Origin of the sequence: Microbacterium sp. CFBP 8801 (assembly GCF_014839455.1) — a bacterium.
GTDB lineage: Bacteria > Actinomycetota > Actinomycetes > Actinomycetales > Microbacteriaceae > Microbacterium.
The window spans coordinates 72436-96361 of the sequence record NZ_JACYNU010000002.1; the positions used below are offsets into that span (position 1 = coordinate 72436).

General features: G+C 72.5%; 19 protein-coding genes. 10 read left to right on the top strand and 9 right to left on the bottom strand.

What is annotated here, in order from left to right; translation table 11 throughout:
* Window positions 1-6 precede the first annotated feature (6 nt).
* Window positions 7-798: an ABC transporter permease gene (locus IFR11_RS03255; protein WP_055834512.1), complete on the top strand. Its 792-nt coding sequence runs from the start codon at window positions 7-9 to the stop codon at window positions 796-798.
* Entirely contained in the window at window positions 798-1538 is a 741-nt protein-coding gene (locus IFR11_RS03260) for an ABC transporter ATP-binding protein (RefSeq protein WP_191915203.1), read from the top strand. The genes IFR11_RS03255 and IFR11_RS03260 overlap by 1 nt, the downstream gene beginning before the upstream one ends.
* Here the strand turns inward: IFR11_RS03260 and IFR11_RS03265 are convergent.
* The 4 genes from IFR11_RS03265 to IFR11_RS03280 are packed head-to-tail and all read right to left on the bottom strand — an operon-like array spanning window position 1523 to window position 7254.
* Window positions 1523-2488: a glycosyltransferase family 2 protein gene (locus tag IFR11_RS03265; RefSeq protein ID WP_055936635.1), complete on the bottom strand. Its 966-nt coding sequence runs from the start codon at window positions 2486-2488 to the stop codon at window positions 1523-1525. The two genes, IFR11_RS03260 and IFR11_RS03265, sit on opposite strands and share 16 nt — an antisense overlap.
* Window positions 2485-4398 (bottom strand): glycosyltransferase, encoded by a 1914-nt coding sequence (locus IFR11_RS03270; RefSeq protein ID WP_055834521.1) that lies wholly within the window; start codon window positions 4396-4398, stop codon window positions 2485-2487. Before IFR11_RS03270 ends, IFR11_RS03265 begins: the two co-directional genes overlap by 4 nt.
* Window positions 4399-4456: 58 nt before the next feature.
* The gene (locus IFR11_RS03275) at window positions 4457-5857 is read right to left on the bottom strand and encodes an O-antigen ligase family protein (RefSeq protein ID WP_191915204.1); all 1401 of its coding nucleotides are present in this window, start codon (window positions 5855-5857) and stop codon (window positions 4457-4459) included.
* Complete coding sequence (locus IFR11_RS03280; RefSeq protein WP_055834525.1) at window positions 5854-7254, bottom strand: O-antigen ligase family protein; 1401 nt, start codon at window positions 7252-7254, stop codon at window positions 5854-5856. The genes IFR11_RS03275 and IFR11_RS03280 overlap by 4 nt, the downstream gene beginning before the upstream one ends.
* A gap of 62 nt (window positions 7255-7316) precedes the next feature.
* Here IFR11_RS03280 and manA point away from each other — a divergent pair, with 62 nt between their 5' ends.
* The 4 genes from manA to IFR11_RS03300 all read left to right on the top strand — a co-directional run bounded on the left by manA (window position 7317) and on the right by IFR11_RS03300 (window position 13272).
* Entirely contained in the window at window positions 7317-8477 is a 1161-nt protein-coding gene (gene manA / locus IFR11_RS03285; RefSeq protein WP_191915205.1) for a mannose-6-phosphate isomerase, class I, read from the top strand.
* Window positions 8478-8623: 146 nt separating this feature from the next.
* Complete coding sequence (locus IFR11_RS03290; RefSeq protein WP_191915206.1) at window positions 8624-8947, top strand: WhiB family transcriptional regulator; 324 nt, start codon at window positions 8624-8626, stop codon at window positions 8945-8947.
* Window positions 8948-9040: 93 nt separating this feature from the next.
* Window positions 9041-11884: a glycosyltransferase gene (locus IFR11_RS03295; protein WP_191915207.1), complete on the top strand. Its 2844-nt coding sequence runs from the start codon at window positions 9041-9043 to the stop codon at window positions 11882-11884.
* A complete protein-coding gene (locus tag IFR11_RS03300) occupies window positions 11881-13272 on the top strand; it encodes a DUF5719 family protein (RefSeq protein WP_191915208.1) in 1392 nt (463 codons plus the stop codon). Before IFR11_RS03295 ends, IFR11_RS03300 begins: the two co-directional genes overlap by 4 nt.
* 43 nt (window positions 13273-13315) lie before the next feature.
* Here IFR11_RS03300 and IFR11_RS03305 read toward each other — a convergent pair whose 3' ends face one another.
* Window positions 13316-13750, bottom strand: coding sequence for a hypothetical protein (locus IFR11_RS03305; RefSeq protein ID WP_191926293.1), 435 nt, complete (start codon window positions 13748-13750; stop codon window positions 13316-13318).
* A 301-nt stretch (window positions 13751-14051) separates the two neighbouring features.
* Here IFR11_RS03305 and IFR11_RS03310 point away from each other — a divergent pair, with 301 nt between their 5' ends.
* Window positions 14052-14258 carry a DUF3499 family protein gene (locus tag IFR11_RS03310; RefSeq protein ID WP_055834540.1) on the top strand — a complete coding sequence of 69 codons (207 nt, stop codon included), beginning with the start codon at window positions 14052-14054 and terminating at the stop codon, window positions 14256-14258.
* A gap of 10 nt (window positions 14259-14268) precedes the next feature.
* Here the strand turns inward: IFR11_RS03310 and IFR11_RS03315 are convergent, their stop codons facing one another.
* Complete coding sequence (locus IFR11_RS03315) at window positions 14269-15099, bottom strand: RDD family protein (protein WP_055936663.1); 831 nt, start codon at window positions 15097-15099, stop codon at window positions 14269-14271.
* 16 nt (window positions 15100-15115) lie between these two features.
* On the opposite strand from IFR11_RS03315, the gene IFR11_RS03320 reads away from it, so the two are divergent.
* From IFR11_RS03320 to katG, 3 genes are all read left to right on the top strand, one after another.
* The gene (locus IFR11_RS03320) at window positions 15116-16111 is read left to right on the top strand and encodes a stage II sporulation protein M (protein WP_191915209.1); all 996 of its coding nucleotides are present in this window, start codon (window positions 15116-15118) and stop codon (window positions 16109-16111) included.
* Window positions 16112-16184: 73 nt separating this feature from the next.
* The gene (locus IFR11_RS03325) at window positions 16185-16646 is read left to right on the top strand and encodes a Fur family transcriptional regulator (RefSeq protein ID WP_055834549.1); all 462 of its coding nucleotides are present in this window, start codon (window positions 16185-16187) and stop codon (window positions 16644-16646) included.
* Window positions 16643-18901 carry a catalase/peroxidase HPI gene (katG, locus tag IFR11_RS03330; protein ID WP_191915210.1) on the top strand — a complete coding sequence of 753 codons (2259 nt, stop codon included), beginning with the start codon at window positions 16643-16645 and terminating at the stop codon, window positions 18899-18901. Before IFR11_RS03325 ends, katG begins: the two co-directional genes overlap by 4 nt.
* Window positions 18902-19251: 350 nt before the next feature.
* Here the strand turns inward: katG and IFR11_RS03335 are convergent, their stop codons facing one another.
* From IFR11_RS03335 to IFR11_RS03345, 3 genes are read right to left on the bottom strand one after another with little or no spacing between them, the layout of a single operon-like run.
* On the bottom strand, window positions 19252-20211 hold the full coding sequence (locus IFR11_RS03335; protein ID WP_191915211.1) for an NAD-dependent epimerase/dehydratase family protein: 960 nt from the start codon (window positions 20209-20211) through the stop codon (window positions 19252-19254).
* A complete protein-coding gene (locus tag IFR11_RS03340; protein ID WP_191915212.1) occupies window positions 20208-22898 on the bottom strand; it encodes an alpha/beta fold hydrolase in 2691 nt (896 codons plus the stop codon). Before IFR11_RS03340 ends, IFR11_RS03335 begins: the two co-directional genes overlap by 4 nt.
* Complete coding sequence (locus IFR11_RS03345; RefSeq protein ID WP_055936675.1) at window positions 22895-23917, bottom strand: 3-oxoacyl-ACP synthase III; 1023 nt, start codon at window positions 23915-23917, stop codon at window positions 22895-22897. Before IFR11_RS03345 ends, IFR11_RS03340 begins: the two co-directional genes overlap by 4 nt.
* Window positions 23918-23926: the final 9 nt, after the last annotated feature.

Below are 23926 nucleotides of genomic sequence, written 5' to 3' on the forward strand. Positions count from 1 at the left end.
TTCCCCGTGACCCCCGCCGCCGTCGGCGCCCCCGGATCGGCGCGGCGCTCCCTCCACTCGCTGTGGCTGCTGTCGGCGCGCGATCTGCGCGTGCGCTACTCGACCAGCGCGTTGGGATACCTGTGGTCGGTGCTGGATCCCCTCGTGATGAGTGGCATCTACTGGTTCGTCTTCACCCAGGTCTTCCACCGCTCGGTGGGGGAGGAGCCCTACATCGTCTTTCTCATCACGGCCCTGTTGCCGTGGGTGTGGTTCAACTCCGCCGTGACGGATTTCACGAAGGCGTTCAAGAAGGACTCCCGCCTGGTGCGCTCGACATCGATCCCGCGGTGGATCTGGGTGAACCGCATCGTGGTGAGCAAGGGCGTGGAGTTCCTCTTCTCGCTCCCGGTGCTCGTGCTGTTCGCGGTCTTCGGCGGGGCGCAGGTGTCGTGGGCGCTGCTGGCCTTCCCGCTCGCCGTGCTGCTGCAGACGACGCTCCTGGTGGGGCTCGGTCTGATCGTCGCCCCGCTGTGCGTGATGTTCGGCGACCTCGAACGCACCACTCGTCTGGTGCTGCGCGCCCTGTTCTACGCGTCGCCCATCATCTACGGCGTCGGCAACCTCCCCGGCGTCTTCGCGGACATCGCGGCGTTCAACCCGCTCGCGGGGATCTTCACGCTCTACCGCGTCGGGTTCTTCCCCGACCAGTGGGACACCCTCACGGTCGTGGTGGGTGCGGCGGTGAGCCTCGGCATCCTGGGTCTGGGCCTGGTGGTCTTCCCGCGGCTCGAGCGTCCGGTGTTGAAGGAGCTGTGATGGCCGGTCCCGCGATCGACGTCCAGGGATTGGGGGTGCGCTTCCGCCGCAACCGCCGGGGCGGCCGCAGCCTCAAGGACATCTTCGGCGGCGCGGCGCGCCGTTCGCGCCCCGACGAGTTCTGGGCGCTGCGCGACGTGTCGTTCCGGGTGCAGCCGGGGGAGTCGATCGGCGTGGTCGGCCGCAACGGCCAGGGCAAGTCGACGCTGCTCAAACTCGTCGCGGGCGTCCTTCTCCCCGACGAGGGAGGGGTGTCCGTCGACGGCGGGGTCGCGCCGCTCATCGAGATCACCGGGGGCTTCGTCGGCGACCTCACCGTCCGCGAGAACGTGCGGTTGACCGCCGGGTTGCACGGGATGCCACGGGCCGAGGTCTCCCGACGCTTCGACGACATGATCGCCTTCGCCGAGATCGGCGACTTCGTCGACACCCCGTACAAGCACCTGTCGAACGGGATGAAGGTGCGCCTGGCGTTCTCGGTGGTCTCGCAGCTCGACGAGCCGATCCTGCTGGTCGACGAGGTGCTCGCCGTCGGCGACCGGTCGTTCCGCGAGAAGTGCTATCGCCGCATCGACGAGTTGCTCGCCGAGGGGCGCACCCTGTTCTTCGTCAGCCACAACGAGAAGGACCTGCGCCGGTTCTGCACGCGGGGGCTCTACCTCGACGGCGGCGAGCTGAAGCTCGACGCCCCGATCGCCGAGGTGCTCGACCGGTACAACGCCGACTACGCGACGGGCTGAGCGGGCTCCAGGGGAGGCATCGGCTTCCACGACGCGTCGCGGGTGATGCGGCGCCCGTCGCGGAGGCCGCGGAACAGGTGGCTCGTGCCGCGGAGCTTGCGCTCCACCACCACGAGGCGGATCAGTTCCTTCACGAAGGTCAGGGTGGTCCCCGCGCTGAACGGCAGGGCCCGGTAGACGCCGAGCTGGCGGTAGTACTTCTGCAGATACGCGCGGTTGCGCATGATGTAGTACCGGTACGCGTCGCTGGAGGCGTTCATGTGGCGGATGCCCATGTCCCACTGCTTGATCTCGCGGGTGCGGCGCAGCACGAACTCGTTCACGATCACCGAGGGCGTCTGGCGGGAGGCGAGCCACCCGTAGAGCTGGTCGTCCCAGTAGATGAAGAAGCGGGGATCGGGCAGGCCGATCTTCGCGACGATGTCGCGGTGGATGAACATCCCCTCGAAGCAGCCCGAGTTCATCGGTTTGAAGCCGGACTCGTCGAAGCCGGCGGGGGCGAAGGGGATGGGGATCGCCATCGACTCGGCGACGCGGTACTGCCAGTAGAACTCGCTGCCGTCGTAGTCGTAGCGCCGCCCCTGGATACTGCGGAATCGCGGTGCCCACCGGCCCATGCGGGCGAGACCGTCGGAGACGACCTCGACGTCGTCGTCCATGAGCCAGATCCACTCGGATCCGAGCTCGTACGCGACGCGCATGCCCTCGCTGAAGCCGCCGGAGCCACCGGTGTTCGTGTCGAGTCGCCGGTACACCAGCTCGGTGGGGAGGCGGTCCCGGAACGATTCGACGACGGCGGTCGTGTCATCGGTCGAGGCGTTGTCGATGACGACGAGGTGGCCGGGCGCCGGCTCCATCTGCGTGATGCTCTCGAGCAGGCGCGTCAGCAGGTGCGTGCGGTTGTAGGTGACGACGACGATCGTCGCCGTGGCCGGGTCGAACGCGTTCACGAGCGCTCCTCGAAGGTCGCGCGCCACTGGGCCTCGGAGACGAGGTCGGGAAGAGCCCGGCGGTACTGGGCGGACAGGCGGGGCCACTCGCGCTGCAGGCGTCGGTGCAGGCGCACGCTGTCGACGAGCATGCGGCGGAACTGAGCGCGATCGCGGGTGTAGATGTTCTTGCCCGAGCCGTCGGCGGCGCTCACGAGCGCGCTGTCGTACGTCGGGATGCGCCACCAGTGCGCGTCGTTCTTGCCGAACTCGACCTCGGGCTGGTCGACGTTGGCCGGATCGGGGGTGTGGAACCAGTGCGAGAGCAGGGTGCGCACGGTGAAGGTGCGCAGGGCGAGGCCGCGCGGGCTGTCGAACTCGTGCTTCTTCAGACGCTTGAACACCTGCCGGCCGCGACGGGCCCGCAGCGGAACGCCCGAGTCCTTGTGGACGACGGTCTCGGGGTGCTTCCGGGCGACGGCGCGGGCGTCGGGCATGGCGGTGGCCAGACCCGCGCGCATGTGCTCGGGGCCCGACAGGATGTCGCGCAGTGCCCGGTGCCGGAGTTCCACCGGGTAGTACTGCATCATCATGAGGTGCTTCAGATCGACACGTCGACTGTGGCGGATGAGGGTTCCGCCCAGCGGTGAGCGGGAGTGCAGTAGGGCCGCGACGATGCGGTTGCGGGCGTGGAAGTACGCCTGCCAGTCGATGGAATCGTCCTTGCCGATCCACGACACGTGCCACAACGCCACACCCGGCATCGACACGGTCGGGTACCCGGCATCCCGAGCCCGCACGCAGAACTCGGCGTCGTCCCACTTGATGAACGCAGGCAGCGACAGGCCGATGTCGCGCAGGATGCTCGTGGGGATGAGGCACATCCACCAGCCGTTGTAGTCGGCGTCGAGGCGCATGTGCAGCATGGGGCTCTGGCGCAGGTTGGCGACGCTGAAGTCGTGAGGGAGGCGCTCCTGGTAGAGCGCCCGCCACATGAAGGGGGCGTCGTCGACGACCTCGGCCCACGCGTGCAGCTTCGGGCGGTCGAGCAGATCGAACATGTGCGCGCCGACGATCGTGGGAACCGAGGCGTAGCGGCCGAACACCACCGAGCGGCGGATGGATTCCGGCTCGATGCGCACGTCGTCGTCGAGCAGCTGCACGAAGTCGCTGCCCGAGCGGGCGAGGGTCTCGACCATGGCCCGGGCGAACCCGCCCGACCCGCCGAGGTTCGGCTGACGCAGCACCTGCAGGGTCTCGCCCAGGCGTTCCGCCACCGCGGGGTAGGCGTCCTGATCCTCGACGAGGTCGGTGCCCTGGTCGATGATGAACACGCGGTCGACGACGTCGAGCACGTCGGGGGCGTCGGCGAGGGCCTGGAGCGTCTCGACGCAGTAGTCGGGCTTGTTGTAGGTCGTGACGCCGATGCTGGCCTTGCCGCCGCGCGCCGGCTCCTGCTCGGTGGTCCACTCGGCGCCCTCGAACATCGCGTCCGCGCGGTCGGCGGCGACGTCGAACCAGATCCACCCGCCGTCGCTGTACTGGTCGAGCACGAGGTCGAATGATGTCGCGACCTCGTCGCCCTTCACCTCGCGGGTCTCGATGCGCTGCTTCGTGCCGCTGCCGTTGGAGCGGTACACCAGGATCGTGGCGTTGCCCGAGGTGTGCACGGTCAGGCGCACCTGGCGGACGGCCGTCCAGTGCTGCCAGTACGAGGCGGGGAAGGCGTTGAAGTAGGTGCCGAACGACACGCGGCGCCCCGCGACGATGCGGGCGCGGTGGCGGTCGAGGATGTTGCTGAGCTGGGCGACGTTCGTGACGCGCACGGGCTCTTCGTCGATCGTCGACCAGGTCTCGGGGTCGACGTACAGCGGGAGAAGGTCGGGGTCGCGATCGAGCGGAAGCACGGCGTTCTGCAGGGTGTACGTCACGAAGAGGTCTTTCGTTCAGGGGCCGCGGCCGCGGGCGGCCAGCTAGCCAGCGGGAAGTCTACCCGGCGCGTCGCGGGCCGTCCTGAGCGTCGGCATCGCCGTCGGTCCCGTCGCCGGGGTCGTCGGTGCGGGGGGTGCGCGGGCCCGCCGCGGGGTTCTCGCCGGCCGCAGCGCCCGGCGGTGCGGCGGCGGCCATGCGCTGGTCGAGCTGCTCGCGCCACGAGCGGGACTGCCCCGCCCGCACCGCGCACAGCGCGAGCAGCAGCCACCCGGCCCCCGTCAGCGTGAAGCTCTCGAACACCGAGACGGTGAGCAGGGCGACCAGCGTCAACGGGGCCCACGCGTGCACGACCGCGCGGCGGGAGCCCGCGACGAGCCACCCGCGGGCCAGGCCGAGGCCGCCGAGGGCGCCGAAGAGCAGCAGCCCCACCCACCCGAGCTGCAGCAGCACGTCGAGGAAGGCGCTGAGCGCGGAGGCATGCCACGCGCCGAGCGCCAGGGTGATCAGGTCGAACGGCACGATGCCGGGTACCCACGCCCCGAACCAGCCGAACCCCTGCACCGGACGCAGCTCGGCCACGTCGAGCACGCGCACCCACAGATCGGTGCGCAGCGACAGGTCGGCGCTCGCGCCGAGCGCGGCGACGAGGGGAGCGCGCAGCGCGAAGACCGCCCCCGTCGCGACGACGACGCCCGCGCCCAGCAGCGTCTGCGCCGTGCGACGGCGAGCGGCAGGAACGCGCCGCACGGCCCACAGGGCCCCCGCGGCCAGCCCCGTCACGGCGGCGACGACGATGACGGTGGGCGAGCCGCTGAGCGCCGCGAGCACGCCGCCGAGCAGCACCGAGCCGATCGCGACCCCGGTCCCGACCGACCGGGTGCGCCACTCCACGAGGAAGGTGATCAGGGCCACGACCGTGACGAAACCGAGGGCGTTGCGCGTTCCGAACACGCCCTGCACGGGACCCAGGTCGGCGATCGCCCCCTGGATCTGCAGGAAGGGGATCGGAAGATCCAGCAGGATGCCGCTGAGCACCTCGAGCGCGAGCGACAGGCCCAGCAGCCACCGCAGCACGTCGCCGAGCGACCGCACCGTCTGCACCGCGTCGCGCACGAGCCCGATGACCACCGCGAGGAACGCCAGCGCGGCGAAGGAGAGCCATCCGCCGAGCGCCTCGGCGGGGGCCGTGCTCCAGAACACGCTCGCCCCCGCCCAGGCGACGAGCAGCACGAGTGTCGTGGGAGCCAGGCGCACGAGGTCGATCTCGTCGCGCCGGGCCCAGAGGATCGCGCCGCCGAGGGCGCAGAGCCCCGCGAACACCGTCGCGAGCGTCACCGACCCGGCGGCCGCCGCGATCGCGAAGCCGCCGAAGGCGGCGGCGAACACCGCGAGGGTGAAGGCGCGGGCCAGGGCCGGGGAGGCGAGCAGGGGGAGCGGCGCGGCCGGCGCCGAGGTCACGGCGCGGGTCTCTGCAGCTCGCCGCGTTCGATCGACAGGCTCTGCTCGCTGGGGCCGACCCCCACGAGCGGCGTCTGCTTGATCTTCGCGCCGAAGAGCACGACGAACATCCATCCCCACAGCAGCAGCGGCCCGGATTCGGTCAGGCCGAGCACGACCAGCAGTGCTCCGATCAGGGTCGGGAGCAGTGTGAGGGGCGAGTGCGGGCGATCGGCGCGCAGGTCCCACCGCGGTCGATCGACGGCGAAGAACCACGAGCGCCAGACGTACGCGAGGTACACCAGCGCGAGCAGCAGGACGCCGATGCCCCCCAGCTGCAGATACGCGTCGAACCACATGCTGTGCGCCTGCACGACGGTCTGCCCGTGGTCGACGATCCAGCCGTCGATGAGCGGTTCCGAGGCGATCCAGGGCGTCGAGAAGCCCCACCCGACGATCGGGTGCTGGTCGGCGCGCGCCACGACGTCGGCCCAGATGCCCTCGCGGCCCGTGAGGTCTGCGCCGCGGCCGAGAAGCCCGAACAGGGCGTCGCGGCCGAACCACAGCGCGGCGCCCGCGCCGAGCCCGACGGCGGCGTACAGCAGGTACCACCGCGTGCGTTCGCCGGGGCGACGGGCCGTGCGCATCACCAGCACCGTGCCGAGCACGAGGGCGACGAAGGCCGCCGCGATGAAGGCCGTCGCCGACCCGGCACGGACGAAGAGGAAGGCGGCGACCGCCATCCAGCCGATGAGAAGAGTGCGGCGGGGGGCTCCGGCGGCGAGGCGCACCGCGAAGACGATGAGGGCGACGAGCATGACCGCGGCCAGCAGGTTGGCGTTGCCGAACACGCCCTGGATGCGACCGCCGTCGAAGAGGTTGTCGCGCGACCAGTAGACGATCGGATCGACCCGTTCCGAGGGCACGACGAAGCCGGGCAGCAGCGGGCCGCGCACGAACACCGAGACCACGACCTCGAACAGCAGCGACAGGCCCACGATCCATTTGGCGGCCGACGCGACCGCCCGCACGACGTCGCGCCAGGTGAGCACGGCGCCGATGAACAGCGCCTGGAAGGTCGTGATGGCCAGCAGTAGCCACGTGAGCACGGATGCCGCGGGCCACGCGCTCCACGAGATCGAGGCCGCCGCCCAGGCGACGTATCCGAAGGCGAGCCAGGGCAGGCGGCGCACCGCCACCGGGGGACGCACCACGATCCACACGATCGCCGAGACCACGGCGGAGCAGGCGACGACGATCGCGGCGACGAGGGGACCGACCGCGTTGACGAGCCCGACGCCACCCAGGGCGAGCACGAGCACGAGCACGCACCAGGCGCGCAGCAGCAGGTGCCCGGTCGTCTCGCGCGGCGGTGCCGTCGGCAGCGCCGACACGGGGTGATTCGTGTACATCGCCATGGTGTGTTCAGGGTACCGGTCGGCATCCGGGGGCGCGGGGTGCTGCCACTAGGCTGACGCCCGTGCTTGTTGCGATCTCGAACACGCCCCGCGACTACGCCTGGGGCAGCCCGACGCTCATCGCCGACCTCGAGGGCCGCGAGCCCACCGGCGCCCCCGAGGCCGAGGTGTGGTTCGGCGACCACCCCGGCTGGCCCGCCGAGGTGCACGACGGCTCCGACCGCACGCTCGACGCCTGGCTCCCGGCCGAGGCCGCGGCGCACGGTGTCCCGGCGAAACTCCCGTACCTGCTCAAGCTGCTCGCCGCCGGCGCGCCCCTGTCGATCCAGGTGCACCCCTCGAAGGATCAGGCCGTCGAGGGCTTCGCCCGCGAAGAGGCCGCCGGTGTTCCCCGCGACGCGGGGTCGCGCAACTACAAGGACGACAACCACAAGCCCGAGGTCATCGTCGCCCTCAGCGACACGTTCACCGCTCTGGCGGGCCTGCGCGACATCGCGCGCACCCGGGCCCTGGTCGCCGCTCTCGGCGACGCGCCCGCGGTCACGGCGCTGCGCGAGCGCCTGGCCGCCGACGATGCGAGCGCGGCCCTGCGCTCGACGATCGGCTGGCTGCTGGGAGACGCCGATGCGGCGGAGATCGGGGAGATCGTCGACGCCGCGGCCTCGGCGCACTCCGACGAGTTCGCCGCGGAGCTGGCGTTGGCGGGCTCGCTCCACTCGGCGTACCCGGCCGACCCGGGCATCGTGGTGGCGCTGCTGATGAACCTCGTCGAACTGCGCCGCGGCGAGGCGATCTTCGTGCCCGCCGGCGTGCTGCACGCGTACGTCGCGGGTCTCGGCGTGGAGATCATGGCCGCCAGCGACAACGTGCTGCGCGGGGGGCTGACCCCCAAGCACATCGACGTCGCGGAGCTGCTCTCGCTCGTCGACTTCCGTCCGGCCGAGCCGCCGTTCCTGCCTCCGACCGTCGCGGACGGTGTCGAGGTGTTCGCCCCGGGGATCGCGGACTTCGCCCTCGGACACCTCCTGCCCGGCGCCGCGGCGCCGCTGGAGCTGCGCGGGGTGGCGATCGCCCTGGGTATCTCGGGTGAGACGGTGCTCACCGGCGCTGCCGGCGGCACGGTGACCCTGACGGCGGGTCAGGCGGCGCTCATCACGCCCGACGAGTCGCCGGTCTCGACGGACGGCGGCGGCGAGGTCTTCGTCGCGATGCCCGGAGCCTGACGACCCGACACGCCGTGGCGCGTCGTGAAGGTTCATCTCGGCCTTGAGGGTTTACGATCCGCGACTTGACCAAATCGAATGACACGGGTGTAATTACTTATGCGCGGCACCGCGCGTCACGGGGTTCGAACCAGGCGGAGGACGATATGGCGACATCGCAGTACCGGTCCGGTGTCCCGGACAACTGGTTCGTCGATCCGGTCGATCTCGGTGTTCCCGGAGTCCGTCGTGACATCGACTCCGCCGAAGAGAACACCCTCTCGTGGCAGACCGATGCGCTGTGCTCGCAGACCGATCCCGAGGCGTTCTTCCCCGAGAAGGGCGGCTCGACGCGTGACGCCAAGCGCATCTGCACCTCGTGCGACGTGAAGTCCGAGTGCCTCGAATACGCGCTGCAGAACGACGAGCGCTTCGGCATCTGGGGCGGTCTCAGCGAGCGCGAGCGCCGCAAACTCAAGCGCCGCGCCTGATCTCCGGCCGGCTTCACCCGCAACCGAGCGATCCCGTCGCCGACGGCGCGGCGTGCGTCATCGCGCAGGACCGCGCTTAGGCTGATCCGCGTCATGCCCGCTCGTGTACACGCCATCCTCGTCGTCCGCCCCGAAGGACGCACTCCCGCCGCGAACCATCTGCAGCGGACGCTCGCCGCGCTCGCCGCGCAAACGCGTCCCGTCGACGCCCTCACCATCGTGCTGTGCGGCGCCGATCCGGCACTGACCCAGCTCGCCGCCACCTCGGGCGCCGAGGGCGTGATCACCGCCCCCGCGGGAACCTCCTTCGCCGCCGCGACCGCACTCGCGACCCCACGCCTCACCGGTGACGCGGTGTGGCTGCTCGCGCAGGACACCGCGCCCGACCCCGACGCCCTCGTGCGACTAGCCGGTGCCCTCGAGCTGTCGCCCTCGCTCGTGGTCGCCGCCCCCAAGCTCGTGGCGTGGGACGAGCGCGACATGATCCTCTCGCTCGGCGTCAGCATGAACCACTACGGCAGCACCGTCGAGCTCGCCGCGGGCGAACTCGACCAGGGCCAGCACGACGGCGACGCCGACGTGCTCGGCACCGACGTGCGCGGCGTGCTCGTCCGACGCGACGCGTGGACCTCGCTCGGGGGCCTGGATCCCGCCCTGGGCGGCGCCGACGAGGGGCTCGACCTGGGCGTGCGCGCCCGCCTCGCCGGCACCCTCGTCTCGGTCGTGCCCGCGGCCCGCGTCGCGGTCGCCGGTGACGGTGTCGCGGCGATGGCCCGCGGCCGTCGACGGGCCCGACGACGCGCCTTCGCCACGCGCACCGCGCAGTTGCACCGTCGTCTCGCCTACGCACCGGCGCCCGCGGTGCCCCTGCACTGGTTGTCGTTCCTGCCGTTGGCGCTCTGGCGCACCGTGCTGCACCTCGTGACGAAGATGCCCTACCGGGTCCTTCCCGAGTGGGGCGCGACCCTGCTGGTCATGGCCCGGGTGGCCGCGGTCGCCCGCGCTCGCCGCCGCATCCGAGCCGTCCGCACGGTGGGGTGGTCGCGCATCGCCCCCCTGCGGGTCTCCCGTGCAGAGATGCGCCTGCGGTGGGAGGGTGACGGGGCCGACCCCGACGCCCCCGTGCGCTCGGAGCTGCGCTTCTTCGTCGGCGGGGGCGCGTGGACGGTCCTCGGCGCCCTCGCGGTGTCGGCGGCGCTGTTCGCCCCCCTCCTCGCCTGGCCGGTGCTCGGCGGGGGCGCCCTCGTGCCGCTGCGGGCCAACATCGCCCAGCTCTGGCAGGACGCCGCCTGGGGAGCGCGCCCCCTGGGCCTGGATGCCGTGGGCCCCGCCGATCCGTTCTCGGCCCTCGTCGCGCTGATCGGCACCCTGTCGCCCGGCGACCCCTCGCGGGCCTTCGTGGTGCTGTGGGTGCTGGCCCTGCCGCTCGCCGTGCTCGGCGCGTGGTTCGCCGCCACGCGCGTGACCGAGTCGTCGCTGCTGCGCATCACGGCCGCCCTCGCCTGGGCGCTCGCCCCGACGTTCCTCGCCTCGCTCGTCGAGGGTCGCCCGGCCGGGGTGCTGCTGCACCTGCTGCTGCCGTGGCTGTTCTACGCCGCGAGCGTCGCCCACCGTTCGTGGGCGCCCGCCGGGGCGGCATCCGTTCTGCTGGTGGGCGTGCTCGCGTGCGCCCCCTCGCTCGCTCCGGCCGTGGTCGTGCTCTGGTCGGCGGCCCTGGTCGTCGTGGCCCTCGTCGCCGGTCGCGGCGTGGCGCGCGTGGTCTGGCTGCTGGTGCCCTCGATCGTCGTGTTCGCGCCGCTGGTGTGGACGCAGGTGCGCACGGGCAATGTCTGGGGCCTGCTCGCCGACCCCGGCGTGCCCTACGCCGGCGCCGAGGTCCCGTCCGATCCCCTCGGGCGGGCGCTCCTGGCCGTCGGCTTCCCCACCTCCGACCCCGGCGGGTGGGCGTCGCTCACCGGCGGTCCCGTCTGGTGGGTGGGTCTTCTCGTGGCCCCGTTGGCGGTCCTCGCCGTGCTGTCGGTGCTCACCCCGCGGTGGGTCACCGGCTCCGCTCTGATCGTGGTCACCGCCGCCGGGCTGGCCACCGCCTTCGCCGCCGTCGGCGTGGCCGTCTCGTTCGATCACGCCGTCGCGGTGCCGCTCTGGCCCGGCGCCGGCCTGAGCCTGGCGTGGGTGGGGGTGGTCGGTGCGGCGGTCGTCGCGCTCGACGCCGGCATCGTGCCCCGCGTCTCGGCGCTGCGACCGATCGGCGCCCTGGTGGTGCTCGCCGCGCTGCTTGTCGCCGTCGCGCCCGCCCTGACGGCGCAGACGGGTAACGGCGACTCCGGGCGCTCCGTCGTGACCAACGGTCCCGTCTCGACCCTGCCGGCCTTCGTCGCCGCCGAGGGGCGCGGATCCACCGACGTCGGGACCATCGTGCTCGACCCGCGCGCCGACGGGCTGCGGGTCGACGTCGTCTGGGGCGGAAGCGCGACGTTGTCGGGGCAGAGCACCGTGCAGTCCACGCGCACGACCCCCGGCCCGGGCGACGTCGAGCTCGCCGCCCTCGCGGCGGATCTCGTATCGCCCTCGGCCGACGACGTCGTCTCGCGGCTGGCCGCACGCGGCATCGGTTTCGTGCTGCTGGAATCCGCCCCCGCGGGGGAGGACGACGTCATCCGCGGGGCGCGCCTGGGGGCGGCCACCTCGCTCGATCAGCGCGACCTGCTCGACCCGGTCGGGGCGACCTCCCGGGGCGACCTGTGGCGCGTCAACGCCCCGCTGCAGCCGCGCGCCGAGATAGACGCCCACCAGGTCGCCCTGCAACGGCTGGTGACGTTCGGATCGATCGGCGTGCTGCTGGTCGCCCTGCTGCTCGCCGTTCCCACCGCCGCGTCGCGCCGCGTCGCGCGCCGCACGCCGCGCATCGTCGGCCCGACACCGGGAGGATCCCGATGAGCAACCGTCGCTTGGCCCGCGTGGCGGCCACCAGCGCCCGCGTCGTGGCCGGCGCCGCCGTCGCCACGGCGGCGGTGGTGGGAACCGTGGTCGGCATCGCCGCCCCCTGGCCCGAGTACACAGCCACTCCCGTGCGTGTGGAGGCGACGCCCGCTCCCTCCGACACCGTGCTCGCGTGCGACGGCCCCCTGCTCGCCCTGGGGCGCAGCGCCGACGCCGCCGGAAACCTCAGCGCCGCCGCCGCCCAGCAGGTCGTCAGCGGACCCGCCGACAGTGCCGCGGCGGTCACCACGCTCACCGGTGCCACGGCCGACGCCTCCGGCGACGCCGAGGCCCTCCGCGCGGCACCGCTCGACGAGACGCAGACCCCTCTGGCCGCCGCGGGGTCGGCGACCGCCGTCTCGGACGATCTGACCGGGTTCGCGGCATCCGCGTGCCGCGCCCCCCTCGCGGAGTCGTGGTTGGTCGGAGGCGCGACGACCACCGGCGCGAACGACCTGGTCGTGCTCGCCAACCCCGGCGAGGTTCCCGCGACGGTGCAGCTGTCGGTCTACGGAGCGCAGGGCGTGTCGACGCCTCCCGGCGGGCGCAACCTCGTCGTGCCCCCCGCCGGTCGCCGCGTGGTGCCCCTGGCGGGGCTCCTGCTGGGCGAGGAGAGCCCGGTCGTGCGCGTGGTCGCCTCGGGCGCTCCGGTGCACGCGTCGCTGCAGTCTGCCCTCACCCGCGTGCTGCTGCCCGGCGGGAGCGACCAGGTCGCGCCGATCGCGCAGGCCGACACGCGGCTGGTGATCCCGGGCGTCGAGGTGCTCACCACCGGTCAGGGGCAGGCCGGCACGGTGCTGCGTCTGCTGTCGCCCGGCGCCGACGCCACCGCCAGGGTGACCCTGTCGCCGCTGGACGCCGCGGTCGCCGCCCCCGCTCCGAGTCAGGTTCCGCTGAGTGTCGGCAAACCCACCTCGCTCGACCTGTCGGGTCTGGCCGCCGGCGCGTACACCGTCGAGGTCGACGCCTCGGCTCCGGTCGTGGGCGCGACGTGGTCGACCACGGGATTCGGCGAGGGCGACGACTTCGCCTGGTACTCCCCGGCACCGCGCTTCATCTCGGCGAGCACCATCGCCGTGGCTCCCGGCGTGGGCGCCGCGGTCGTGCTGACCGCCGAAGCCCAAGACGTCACGGTGACCCTCGCCCCGACCGACGGGGGAGCGCCGATCGTGGCGACGGTCGCCGCGGGAACGAGCGTCGCGGTCCCCGCGGCGGCGGGTGCCTATCGTCTCGAGACGAGCGCCGCGGTGCATGCCGCGGTGACCTACTCGGGAGCGGGCGCGCTCGCGTCGTACCCGCTGTGGCCGGCGGATGCCGCCGCTTCGGCGCTGACGATCCTGCCCTGACGCGTCGCCGCGACGTCGCGCCCGTGCGGCGTGCGCGCGTAGATCAGAAGAAGCGGAAGCGCTCGGGGCCGAGGTCCCACGGGTCGCGGTCGAGGAACTCGGCCGCGGCGCGGAAGACGGCGCCCTCGATCACCATGCGGCGGTGCAGGTCGTCGTCGTGATGCGGATGCCCGAGGCGCTCGATGGGCACGCGGTAGAGGATGATGCGTTTCTCTTCGCGCAGCACCGTCCACCGGGGGATGCCATCGGTCGCGGCCGGCGGCATGATGCCGATCTCGAACGACACGTCGCGCAGCTCGGTCCAGGCCGAGCGCAGGAACTCCGCGGCGGCCCCCACGGCGACGTCGAAGCGCTCGACGCGCGTGTCGACCGGCGGCAGCGGCGGACGCACGACGGGACTGCGGTTCTCGCGCCCGTGGCGGCCGTGCCGCGACGGACGGACGACCGGCCGGGCTTCGCGGGATCGTCGACGCACCATGCGTTCATCCTATGGTTGCGGTGCGCGACGTCGGCAGCTCCGTCGGTACCGTCTGCATGATCCGCGGGCACCGCCACCGTTCGTTTCGACGCATGAAGTCGACGCATAAACGCGGATCCTGCGCATGAACACGCTGCCGTCACGTTTATACGCAGGATGAGCGTTTATGCGTGTGGGGGCGATGCGGGCCCGGAGCAGAGGGCGCGATGGTGCGGCTGTACCGCCGCTGTCGGGCGCGGCATCCGGGGGCGACGGCGCGGCGCGGCGGTCGCCAGGCGCCGGCTGAGTAGGCTGACCCGCGATGCGCGACAGACTCTGTTCGAAGGTGGCGTGCGCCCGCGAGGCGATGAGCACCCTCACCTACGACTACGGCGACCAGATGGCGGCCCTCGGCCCCCTCGGTCCCGTCGGAGACCCCCACGCGCACGATCTGTGCGCAATCCACGCCGATCGCCTGTCTGTTCCGCAGGGGTGGGTCGTCGTGCGGCACGAGACGCTGCGCGCCTGAGCCCGCCGCGTCAGACCCGCTCGGTGAGGGCGGCGGCGCGCTGATTCTCGAGCAGCAGCGCCCGGTACTCCCGGTCGCGCCGCACCGTCGACACGGCCCGCACGAGCGTCTCGGGGTCGGTCGGGGGCAGGGGCGACACGAACGGGCGGACCGCCTCGGCCAGCGCGGCGGCGACCCGCGCGCGCGAGACCGGGTCGAGCGCGTCGGCCCCGCGCACGAAGGTCGACATGCGCGCCGCCAGTCGGTCGGGCAGGCGCGAGACGTCGGCGATCGCGGCCCACGATTCGAGTCCCGGAGGGATGCCGGGGGCCGGCGGCGGCAGGGGACGCGTGCGCGTGCGCTCGCTCGAGGTGCCCGCGAGCAGATCGCCCAGGCGCTGGGAGCGGGGCGTGAACATCCCCACCACCGCCGCGATCGCCCCGAGGGTGAACCACAGTTCGAGCACGCCGACGAGGGAGCGGATGAACGCCTGACGGAACCCCGCCGCGCCGCCGTCGGTGCGGACGATGCGCCCACCGACCACGAGGCGGCCGAGGCTGCGTCCGCGCGACAGGGTCTCCACCGTCGTGGGCAGCGCGACCATGACGACGACGAGCAGGGTGACCACGGCGATCCCGACCGCGCTCTCGGGCAGCGTCGCTCCCACGACCATGGTCGCGATCAGCAGGCCCCCGCCGAGCAGGAGCGCGAATCCCACCACCATGTCGATGAGGCAGCCGACCGCCCGCAGGAAGAACCCGAGGGGTTGGACGTCGAGGGCGACGGCCTCGCCGGTGAGGGTCTCGTCCGCACCCGTGTGCACGAGTGCGACCGAAGGTCCGGGGGTCGACGACGATGCCATGCGTACAGTTGACCACATGGACCTCGACGCCCTCACGGCCGCCCGACGAGACGAGTGGTCCCGCCTCGACGATCTCGGCCGTCGGCGCCGGTTGAGCGGCCCCGAGGTCGACGAACTCGTCACGCGCTACCGCGCGGCATCGGCCGACCTGGCCGACATCAAGACCTCGGCCGGACGCACGCCGCAGGGCGACTACGTCTCGCTGCTGCTCGCCCGCACGCGTCTGCGGCTGACGGGCGTGCGGGAGAACGTGCTGAAGCAGTTCCCGCGCTTCTTCCTGCAGCAGCTGCCCGCGGCGCTGTACCGGGTGCGGTGGATGACGCTGGCGGTGACGGTGTTCTTCGTCGCCGTCGCCACCCTCGTCGCCCTCTGGATCTCGAACGACCCCGCCGCGGTGGCCGCGCTCGGCTCGCAGAGCGAGCTGCAGAACTACGCCGACGAGCGCTTCGTCGACTACTACCGCGAGAATCCCAACGCGATCTTCGCCGGGACGGTCTGGACCAACAACGCGTGGATCGCGGCGCAGTGCGTGCTGTTCGGGGTGACCGGGTTCTGGCCGGCGATGGTGATCATGCAGAACGCCGTGGGCGTGGGGCAGTCGGCCGCGATCATGATCGCCTTCGACCGCGCCGACGTGTTCTTCCAGTTCATCCTCCCGCACGGCCTGTTGGAGCTCACCGCGATCTTCGTCGCGGGAGCGGCGGGTCTGCAGATCTTCTGGGCCTGGGTCGCCCCCGGCCGGCGCACGCGCGCCGCGGCTCTGGCGGCGGCCGGACGATCGCTGGCCACGGTGGCGGTGGGGCTCGTGTTCGCCCTGGCGCTGTCGGGTCTGGTCGAGGGCTTCGTCACGCCCCGCGACTGGCCGTGGCCCATCAAGATCGCCATCGGCGCGGTCGCGCTGGGCGTGTTCCTGTTCTACATGCTGTGGGTGGGCCGCAGGGCTGCGGCCGCGGGCGAGACGGGCGATCTCACCGAGTACGAGGCGGGGACCCCGACCCTCACCGCCGGCTGACGGCATCCGGTCGTTCCCGGCCGTTCCCCGGCGTGTCATTTTTGATTCACTCAAAAATAGCTAGGGTGGAGGCATGCTCGACAGTCAGCCGGACGCCACCGCGGATGCCCTCATCCGCGGCGCGGGTCTGCGAGTGACGGCGACACGCGTCGCCGTGCTCGAGGCGCTCCGCGCCCGGCCGCACGCCACCGCCGACGCGGTGTTCGACGGGATCCGGGGCACCCTCCCCGGAACCAGCAAACAGTCCGTGTACAACGCGCTCGGTGACTTCGCCGACGCGGGACTCGCCCGCCGCATCGAACCCGCCGGCCACGCCGGCACCTTCGAACTGCGCGTGGGCGACAACCACCACCACGTGGTGTGCACCGGGTGCGGACGCATCGACGACGTGGACTGCGTCGTCGGCGCGGCTCCCTGTCTGCACATGCCGGAGCAGAGCGGCTTTCTCATCGAAACCGCCGAGGTGACGTTCTGGGGCGTGTGCTCCGATTGTCGAGCGAAGTCCGAAGCCGAAAAACCGAGAGGATCCCGATGAGCGACGCTCTGAACGGGTGCCCCGTCTTCCACGATGGAGCCGCCCCCGACGACAACCGACTGCCCGTGGGCGAAGCCCCCGCCGACAGCGAGCCCGCCGGCGCCCTGCCCCACCCGACCCAGGGTTCCGCCAACCGCGTGTGGTGGCCCGAGTCGCTGAACGTGAAGATCCTCGCGAAGAACAACGCGCTGCGCGACCCGCTCGGCACGGACTTCGACTACCGCGCCGCGTTCGAGGCGCTCGACCTCGCCGCCGTCAAGAGCGACATCCAGCAGGTCATGACGACCTCGCAGGACTGGTGGCCGGCCGACTTCGGGCACTACGGCCCCCTCATGATCCGCATGGCGTGGCACAGCGCCGGCACCTACCGCGTGACCGACGGTCGCGGCGGTTCGGGCGCGGGCATGCAGCGCTTCGCGCCGCTCAACAGCTGGCCCGACAACGTCAACCTCGACAAGGCTCGCCGCCTGCTCTGGCCCATCAAGAAGAAGTACGGCCAGTCGATCTCGTGGGCCGACCTCATGATCCTCGCCGGCAACGTCGCGCTCGAGGACATGGGGTTCCCGACCTTCGGCTTCGCCGGCGGCCGCACCGACGTGTGGGAGCCCGACGACGACGTGTACTGGGGCCCCGAGACCACGTGGCTCGGCGACGAGCGCTACACGGGCAACCGCGAGCTGGAGCGCCCGCTCGCGGCCGTCCAGATGGGCCTCATCTACGTCAACCCCGAGGGCCCCAACGGCAACCCCGACCCGCAGCTGTCGGCCCACGACATCCGTGAGACGTTCGGCCGCATGGCCATGAACGACGAAGAGACCGTCGCCCTCATCGCCGGTGGTCACACCTTCGGCAAGACGCACGGTGCCGCGAGCGACTCGCACGTGGGCGTGAACCCCGAGGCCGCCGACATCAACGACCAGGGTCTCGGCTGGAAGAACAGCCACGGCACGGGCAAGGGCGACGACACCATCACCAGTGGTCTCGAAGTCACCTGGACCTACCACCCGACCCGGTGGGACAACGAGTTCTTCCACATCCTCTTCGCGTACGAGTGGGAGCTCTTCCAGAGCCCGGCGGGCGCCCACCAGTGGCGTCCGAAGAACGGTGGCGGCGCCGACATGGTGCCCGAGGCGCACTCCGACGGACGCCGCGAGCCGCGCATGCTCACGAGCGACCTGGCGCTGCGCGTCGACCCGGCGTACGAGAAGATCTCGCGCCGCTTCGCCGAGGACCCGGCCGCCTTCCAGGACGCCTTCGCCCGCGCCTGGTTCAAGCTGACCCACCGCGACATGGGCCCGCGCGAGCGTTACCTCGGCTCCGAGGTCCCCGCCGAGGTGCTCGTCTGGCAGGACCCCGTGCCCGCCGTCGACCACGCGCTCATCGACGCCGCCGAAGCGGCGGCGCTGAAGCAGCGGATCCTCGACAGCGGCCTGACGGTGCCGCAGCTGGTCACCACGACCTGGGCGGCCGCCTCCACCTTCCGCGGCAGCGACAAGCGCGGTGGCGTGAACGGCGCTCGCATCCGCCTCGAGCCGCAGAAGAGCTGGACGGTCAACAACCCCGAGCAGCTGGCATCCGTGCTCTCGGTGCTCGAGAACCTCAAGGCCGACTTCGACGCGCAGGCGGCGGACGGCAAGAAGGTCTCGATCGCCGACCTGCTCGTGCTCGCCGGTAACGCCGGTGTCGAGCAGGCCGCTCGCGCGGGCGGTGTCGAGGTCGAGGTGCCCTTCACCCCGGGCCGTACCGACGCGACGCAGGAGCAGACCGAGATCGAGTCGTTCCGCTGGCTCGAGCCGGTCGCCGACGGCTTCCGCAACTACGCCTCGCGCGACGCGCGGCTGCCCGCGGAGTTCCTGCTGCTCGACAAGGCCAACCTGCTGACGCTCACCGCACCCGAGATGACCGTGCTGGTCGGAGGCCTCCGGGCCATCGGCGCGAACTGGGACGGCTCCGACTGGGGCGTCTTCACCGACACCCCCGGTGCGCTGACGAACGACGTGTTCGCGAACCTGCTCGACCTCGGCACGACGTGGAAGCCGCTCGACAGCGGCAAGCACGCGTTCCAGGGCACGAAGGACGGCTCCGGCGAGACGGTCGGGATCGGCACGCGCGTCGACCTGGTGTTCTCGTCGAACTCCGAGCTGCGCGCGCTCGCCGAGGTCTACGCCTCGGACGACGCGAAGCAGAAGTTCGTGCGCGACTTCGTCGCCGCCTGGCAGAAGGTCACCGAGCTCGACCGCTTCGACCTGGTCTGACCACCCGTCCCCGCTGCGGCGGGGCGCGCTGCGGCTCGGTACCCGCGGCATCCGGAAGGCCCGTCCCCTCGCGGGGGCGGGCCTTCCGTCGTGCGCGCGGCGCTGCTGCGGCTCACCGGCAAGCTGTTGCTGCCTTCGTCCCCCCGCCGGGGGGATGTCCCACTTCGTGCAGGTTTGCGGCTCTGTTGCTGCACGAAGTGGGACATGCGCGAGGTGGCGGCGGTGTCTGCCTGGGGGATGTCCCACTTTGTGCAGGTTTGGGGCACGGGCACTGCACGAAGTGGGACATGCAGGGTGCGGGCGACCGCCTCGCGGGGGCGGCGCGTGCGCAGGGGAGGATGCGGCCGGGCTCAGGCGAGCGACAGGCGGCGCAGACCCTCGTCGAGAGAGACCGCGGGCGTCCAGCGCAGGTCGCGGCGGATCTCGGTCTGGTCGAACCAGTGCGCGGTCGACAGTTGCTCGGCGAGGAAGCGCGTCATGGGCGGTTCGTCCTCGCCCGGGCGCACGGCCCAGACGCGCTCGACGAGGGCGCCGGCCGCGCGAGCCAGCCCCGCCGGCACGCTGAACCTCGGCGGTTCGACGCCCGAGGCGCGGCAGATCCCGGCGAGCAGGTCGCCGACCGGACGCGGCTCGCCGTTGGTCAGCACGTACGCGCGACCGCTCACCTCGTCGACACGGTCCAACGCCGCGACGATCCCGGATGCCGCATTGTCGACGTACGTGGAATCGATGAGCGCGGTTCCCCCATTGAGCAACGGGAGTCGACCCCGGCGGGCGCGGTCGACCACGCGGGCGATCAGCTGGGTGTCGCCCGGCCCCCACACGAGGTGCGGGCGGATCGCGACCAGGGCGGTCTCGCCGCCCGCGCGCGAGAGGGCGATCAGCTCGGCCTCGGCCTTGGTGCGGGCGTATTCGCCGTGCGCGGCCTCAGGGTCGGCGGGCTCGGCCCCGACCCCGGCCAGGGCGTGACCGGCGTGCGCGACCGACGGCGACGACACGTGCACGATGCGCCGGACGCCGGCGGCCGACGCGGCGTCGAGGAGCGTCCGCGTGCCCTCGACGTTCACGGCGCGGAACTGCGCGGGGTCTCCCGCCAGCGACACCTTCGCGGCCAGATGCACCACGCCGTCGACACCCTCGAGGGCGGATGCCACGGCATCCGGATCCGTCACGGAACCGAGGCGATCCTCGGCGCCGTCGACGCGCGAGGGGCGGCGCTGGAGCGTGCGCACCTGATGACCGGCGTCGTGCAGGGCACGCACGACCGCGCCGCCGAGGAAGCCGGACGCGCCGGTGGCGAGGACCCTCACGGCGCTGTCGGCTTCGCGCCGGCGAGCAGACGCTCGGCCCACGCGGCGAGGCGCGAGCGGTCGATTTTGGAGTTGTGGCGGATGTCGGTGGGCAGCGCCGGCACCACCAGCACGGCGGCCAGCGACTGCGCCGTCGAGGCGCGGACGGCCTCGGTCAGTTCCGGCGTCGCCAGCCCCGGGCGCCGCGCGCCGGCCTCGACCACGGCCACGACGACCTGTCGACCGACGGGGCCGACTCCGACCGCGGCCGCGCGTTCGACGGCGGGCACGGTTTCGGCATCCTGCTCGATGCCGACCGGGGTGACGGGACCCTCGGCGGTCGTGATGACGTGGGGGAGTCGCCCCTCGATCCACAGGCGTCCGTCGGCGTCGAGGTGACCCACGTCGCCCGTGCGGTGCCAGCGGTCGGCGACCCCGCGGCGGGCCTCGCGGTCGGTGAGGTAGAGGCGGAAGTATCCGCGCTTGAGGTGTGGGGCTGAGATGACGACCTCGCCCGTCACTCCGGCGTCGGTCGAGGGCTCTCCGGTGGCGCGGCCGTCGGGGCCGATCGCCGAGATGCGCACCTGGCCCGTGCCGAGGGGACGACCGACGCAGACGCCGCGGTCGCCGGTCACTGCCGCGCGCTCGATCTCGGGCAGGGTCACATCGGCGACGAGCAGGCACTCGGTCATGCCGTACGGGGTATGCGCGGTCGCCCGGGGCATGAGCTCCTGCGCACGGCGCAGCAGGTCGATGCCCACGGGGGCACCCGTCGAGAGGAAGGTGTCGACGCGGGCGAGGGCGGCGCGGTCGTCGGCGTCGAGGGCATCCGAGGTGGCGACGACGTTGTGCACCGCGGCGGGCGAGAGGAACACGATGCGGGCGTCGGAGGCGCGGACGGCTGCGGCCACGGCCGTGGCGGTGAGGGTGCGCGGCGCCGAGACGTCCATGTCGGGGGTCGCTGAACGCGTTCCGAGCGCCGGGCCCAGCAGTGCGAACGGCGCGAAGCCCGTCACCAGACCGGTGTCGGCCGTGACGCCGAAGTGCGCGGCCAGGGTGTCGCGCAGGGCCGTGAGTTGCGCGTGCGTGTACACGACGCCCTTCGCCGGTCCCGTGGACCCCGAGGTGAACAGGATCGCCGCGAGGGCATCGGCGTCGGGGGCGGCGGGCAGCGCGCGCCCGCGGCCGGCGCGCGCGAGGTCCGACAGGCTCGCCTCGACGCCGAGAGCGCGCGAGGTCACCGACGGGAGAGAGGCGGCCGACACCCGGCGTCCCGGCCATCCGAGCGCGCGGGCGGCGGCGAGACCGGCGACCTCGCCGATGACGACGTCGGGAACGGCGCCGCGCACGGCACGCGACAGACCCCGGATGCCGAGACCCCGGTCAGCCACGACCACGACGGCGCCGATGCGCAGGCAGGCATACAACGCCGCGGTCAGGGTGGGTCCGGGTGGCACCAGGAGCGAGACGCGGTCGCCCGCGCGCACGCCGAAGGCGTCGAGACCGGCGGCGAGCTCGTCGACGCGGGTCGACAGCTGCCGCCAGCTCACGCGCAGCGGCGCGCCGTCGCGCGCGGTGCTCATGTCGATCACGGCGGTGTCGTCGTCGTCTCGGCGGGCGACGAGGGCGTCCCACAGGCGACCGGCGGGGGCGGTGTCGCCCGCACCGTCGAGCTCTGCTTGCGCGCGTGCCGCCTTCGCGCGGCCCGCGCGGGTCTCGGCGGGGGCGGCATCGGCGGTGTCGGGGAGAGCGACGACCTTCTCGTCGAGCCAGTCGAGCACGACGTCGGCGTAGGGGCGCTCCTCGGCGATGAGGTGCCCGGCGCCTTCGAAACGATGCACGTCGGCGTGCGGCATCCGCTCGGTGAGATCGTCGAGGTGGCCCTCGCCGAACACGGGGTCCTTCGGTCCGCGCAGGAAGAGCGCGGGGACGTCGAGGTCGCGGAGCCCCGTCGACATCCGACGGAGCGCCGGAGTGCTCTCGTCGGTCGCGGTGGCCGGGATGTCGGCCACAAACCCGCCGATGCCGCGGCGACGGGCCACGGTGGCGTACGGGGAACGGAACGCCGCCCGCACGGCCGGGTCGAGATCGGCCAGCGCGAGGGTGGTGTCGAGGAACGCCGTGGTGCCGGTGGTGCCCGCGGCGAGCATTCCGCGCGCCGTCGCCACCCGCAGGGCGAAGGGCAGGGGGGCACCGTCGGGGTGATGCACGGCGGTGTTGAGGGCGATGACGGCCGCGAGGCGGTCGCGGTTCTCGACGGCCCAGCCGAGCGAGACGGGTCCGCCCCAGTCGTGGCCGATGGTGACGACCGGGCCGGCGAGGTCGAGCCTCGTCACGAGGGCGTCGAGGTCGGCGATGCGCTGCGCGAGCGTGCGGCGGAGCGTCGTGCGCTCCGAGAAGCCCATCTCGAGCTGGTCGACGGCGACGACGCGCCACGGGGTCGCCCCGGTCTCGGCGCGGTGGAGCGAGGCGTTCACCAGGGCGCGCCAGAGGTACGACCACGTCGGGTTGCCGTGCACCGCGACGATGGTGCCGCGGGGCTCGATGCCGCGTTCCGCGAGGGCGGGACCGGTGTCGAGCACGTGCCAGGTGCGCGTGCGCCCCGCGTCGGCGGCGGCGCCGGACACCTCGACCAGTCGAGAGAGCGACGGATCGAGCCCGGGCAGTCCGGCCGGAGGAAGCGTGGCGGCGGGGGCGGTGACCCTCACCAGGCCAGCTCCAGCATGCCGGTGTTCAGCCCGGAGCCCACCCCCATCAGCAGGACGCGATCACCCCGGCGGAGCGTGTGCTGCTCGTCGGCGAGGGTGATCGGGATGGATGCCGGACCGACGTTGCCCAGGTGGGGGTACGTGACGGGCACGCGGGTGCGGTCGAGCTTGGCGGCGCGGACGATCGCGGAGGTGTGCACGGACGAGACCTGGTGCGTGATGTACCGGTCCATCCCCGTCCACGAGAACTCGCCCTTGGCTTCTTTCCACGCCGAGACGACGAGGTCGAGTCCGCCCTTGAGCAGGGCTTTGGCGTCGGTGAACATGCCGTCGACGCTGCCGACGCAGAGGTCGTAGAACTCGGTCGCGGCGCGGGTGACGCCGCCGACCAGGCGGTGGCCCTCGGGATGGTCGCTCGCGCGTCCGAGCACGGCGGCGGCCGCGCCGGAGCCGAGGGTCAGCGACGCGAACTCCTGCATGAACGCGTCGCGATCGAGGTCTTCGCGCACGAGCCGGTTGATCGTGTTGACCTGGATCTCGTCGGCGTCCTCGCCGTTGACGATGAGCGCGTAGCGCACCTGGCCCGACTGGATCATGCCCGCGGCGAGGCTCATACCGTTGATGAAGCCGAGGCACGCGTTGGCCACGTCGAAGTTGATGGCCGAGCTGGGCAGACCGAGGCCGTGATGCAGGCGGACGGCGACCGAGGGCTCCAAGTGCTTGCGGGTGACGGAGGTGTTGATGATCAGGCCGATCTCGCTCGGATCCACGCCCGCCTCGGCCAGTGCCTGCTTGCCCGCGGCGATGGTCGCCTCGTCGGAGGACTCGCCCGCGGCCCAGTTGCGACGCTCGTTGACGCCGGCCACGCGACGGAGCAGACCGGGCTTCAACTTCAGCCGGTGCAACGCGGGAGCGAGCCGATCCTCGATGTCGTCCGACGTCGTGACCCGGCCGGGCAGAACGCTCGCCACCGATACGAGGGCCACATCGTCGAAGCGTGTCGTGGCGTTTCCTGGCAAGAGTTCTCC

Coding starts and splice junctions, on each gene's coding strand:
- IFR11_RS03315 (WP_055936663.1), bottom strand. CDS start 15,099: ATGGCATCGTCGTCGACCCCCGGACCTTCGGTCGCACTCGTGCACACG.
- IFR11_RS03260 (WP_191915203.1), top strand. CDS start 798: ATGGCCGGTCCCGCGATCGACGTCCAGGGATTGGGGGTGCGCTTCCGC.
- IFR11_RS03280 (WP_055834525.1), bottom strand. CDS start 7,254: ATGGCGATGTACACGAATCACCCCGTGTCGGCGCTGCCGACGGCACCG.
- IFR11_RS03325 (WP_055834549.1), top strand. CDS start 16,185: ATGCTCGACAGTCAGCCGGACGCCACCGCGGATGCCCTCATCCGCGGC.
- IFR11_RS03290 (WP_191915206.1), top strand. CDS start 8,624: ATGGCGACATCGCAGTACCGGTCCGGTGTCCCGGACAACTGGTTCGTC.
- IFR11_RS03305 (WP_191926293.1), bottom strand. CDS start 13,750: ATGGTGCGTCGACGATCCCGCGAAGCCCGGCCGGTCGTCCGTCCGTCG.
- IFR11_RS03320 (WP_191915209.1), top strand. CDS start 15,116: ATGGACCTCGACGCCCTCACGGCCGCCCGACGAGACGAGTGGTCCCGC.
- IFR11_RS03310 (WP_055834540.1), top strand. CDS start 14,052: ATGCGCGACAGACTCTGTTCGAAGGTGGCGTGCGCCCGCGAGGCGATG.
- IFR11_RS03295 (WP_191915207.1), top strand. CDS start 9,041: ATGCCCGCTCGTGTACACGCCATCCTCGTCGTCCGCCCCGAAGGACGC.
- IFR11_RS03300 (WP_191915208.1), top strand. CDS start 11,881: ATGAGCAACCGTCGCTTGGCCCGCGTGGCGGCCACCAGCGCCCGCGTC.
- katG (WP_191915210.1), top strand. CDS start 16,643: ATGAGCGACGCTCTGAACGGGTGCCCCGTCTTCCACGATGGAGCCGCC.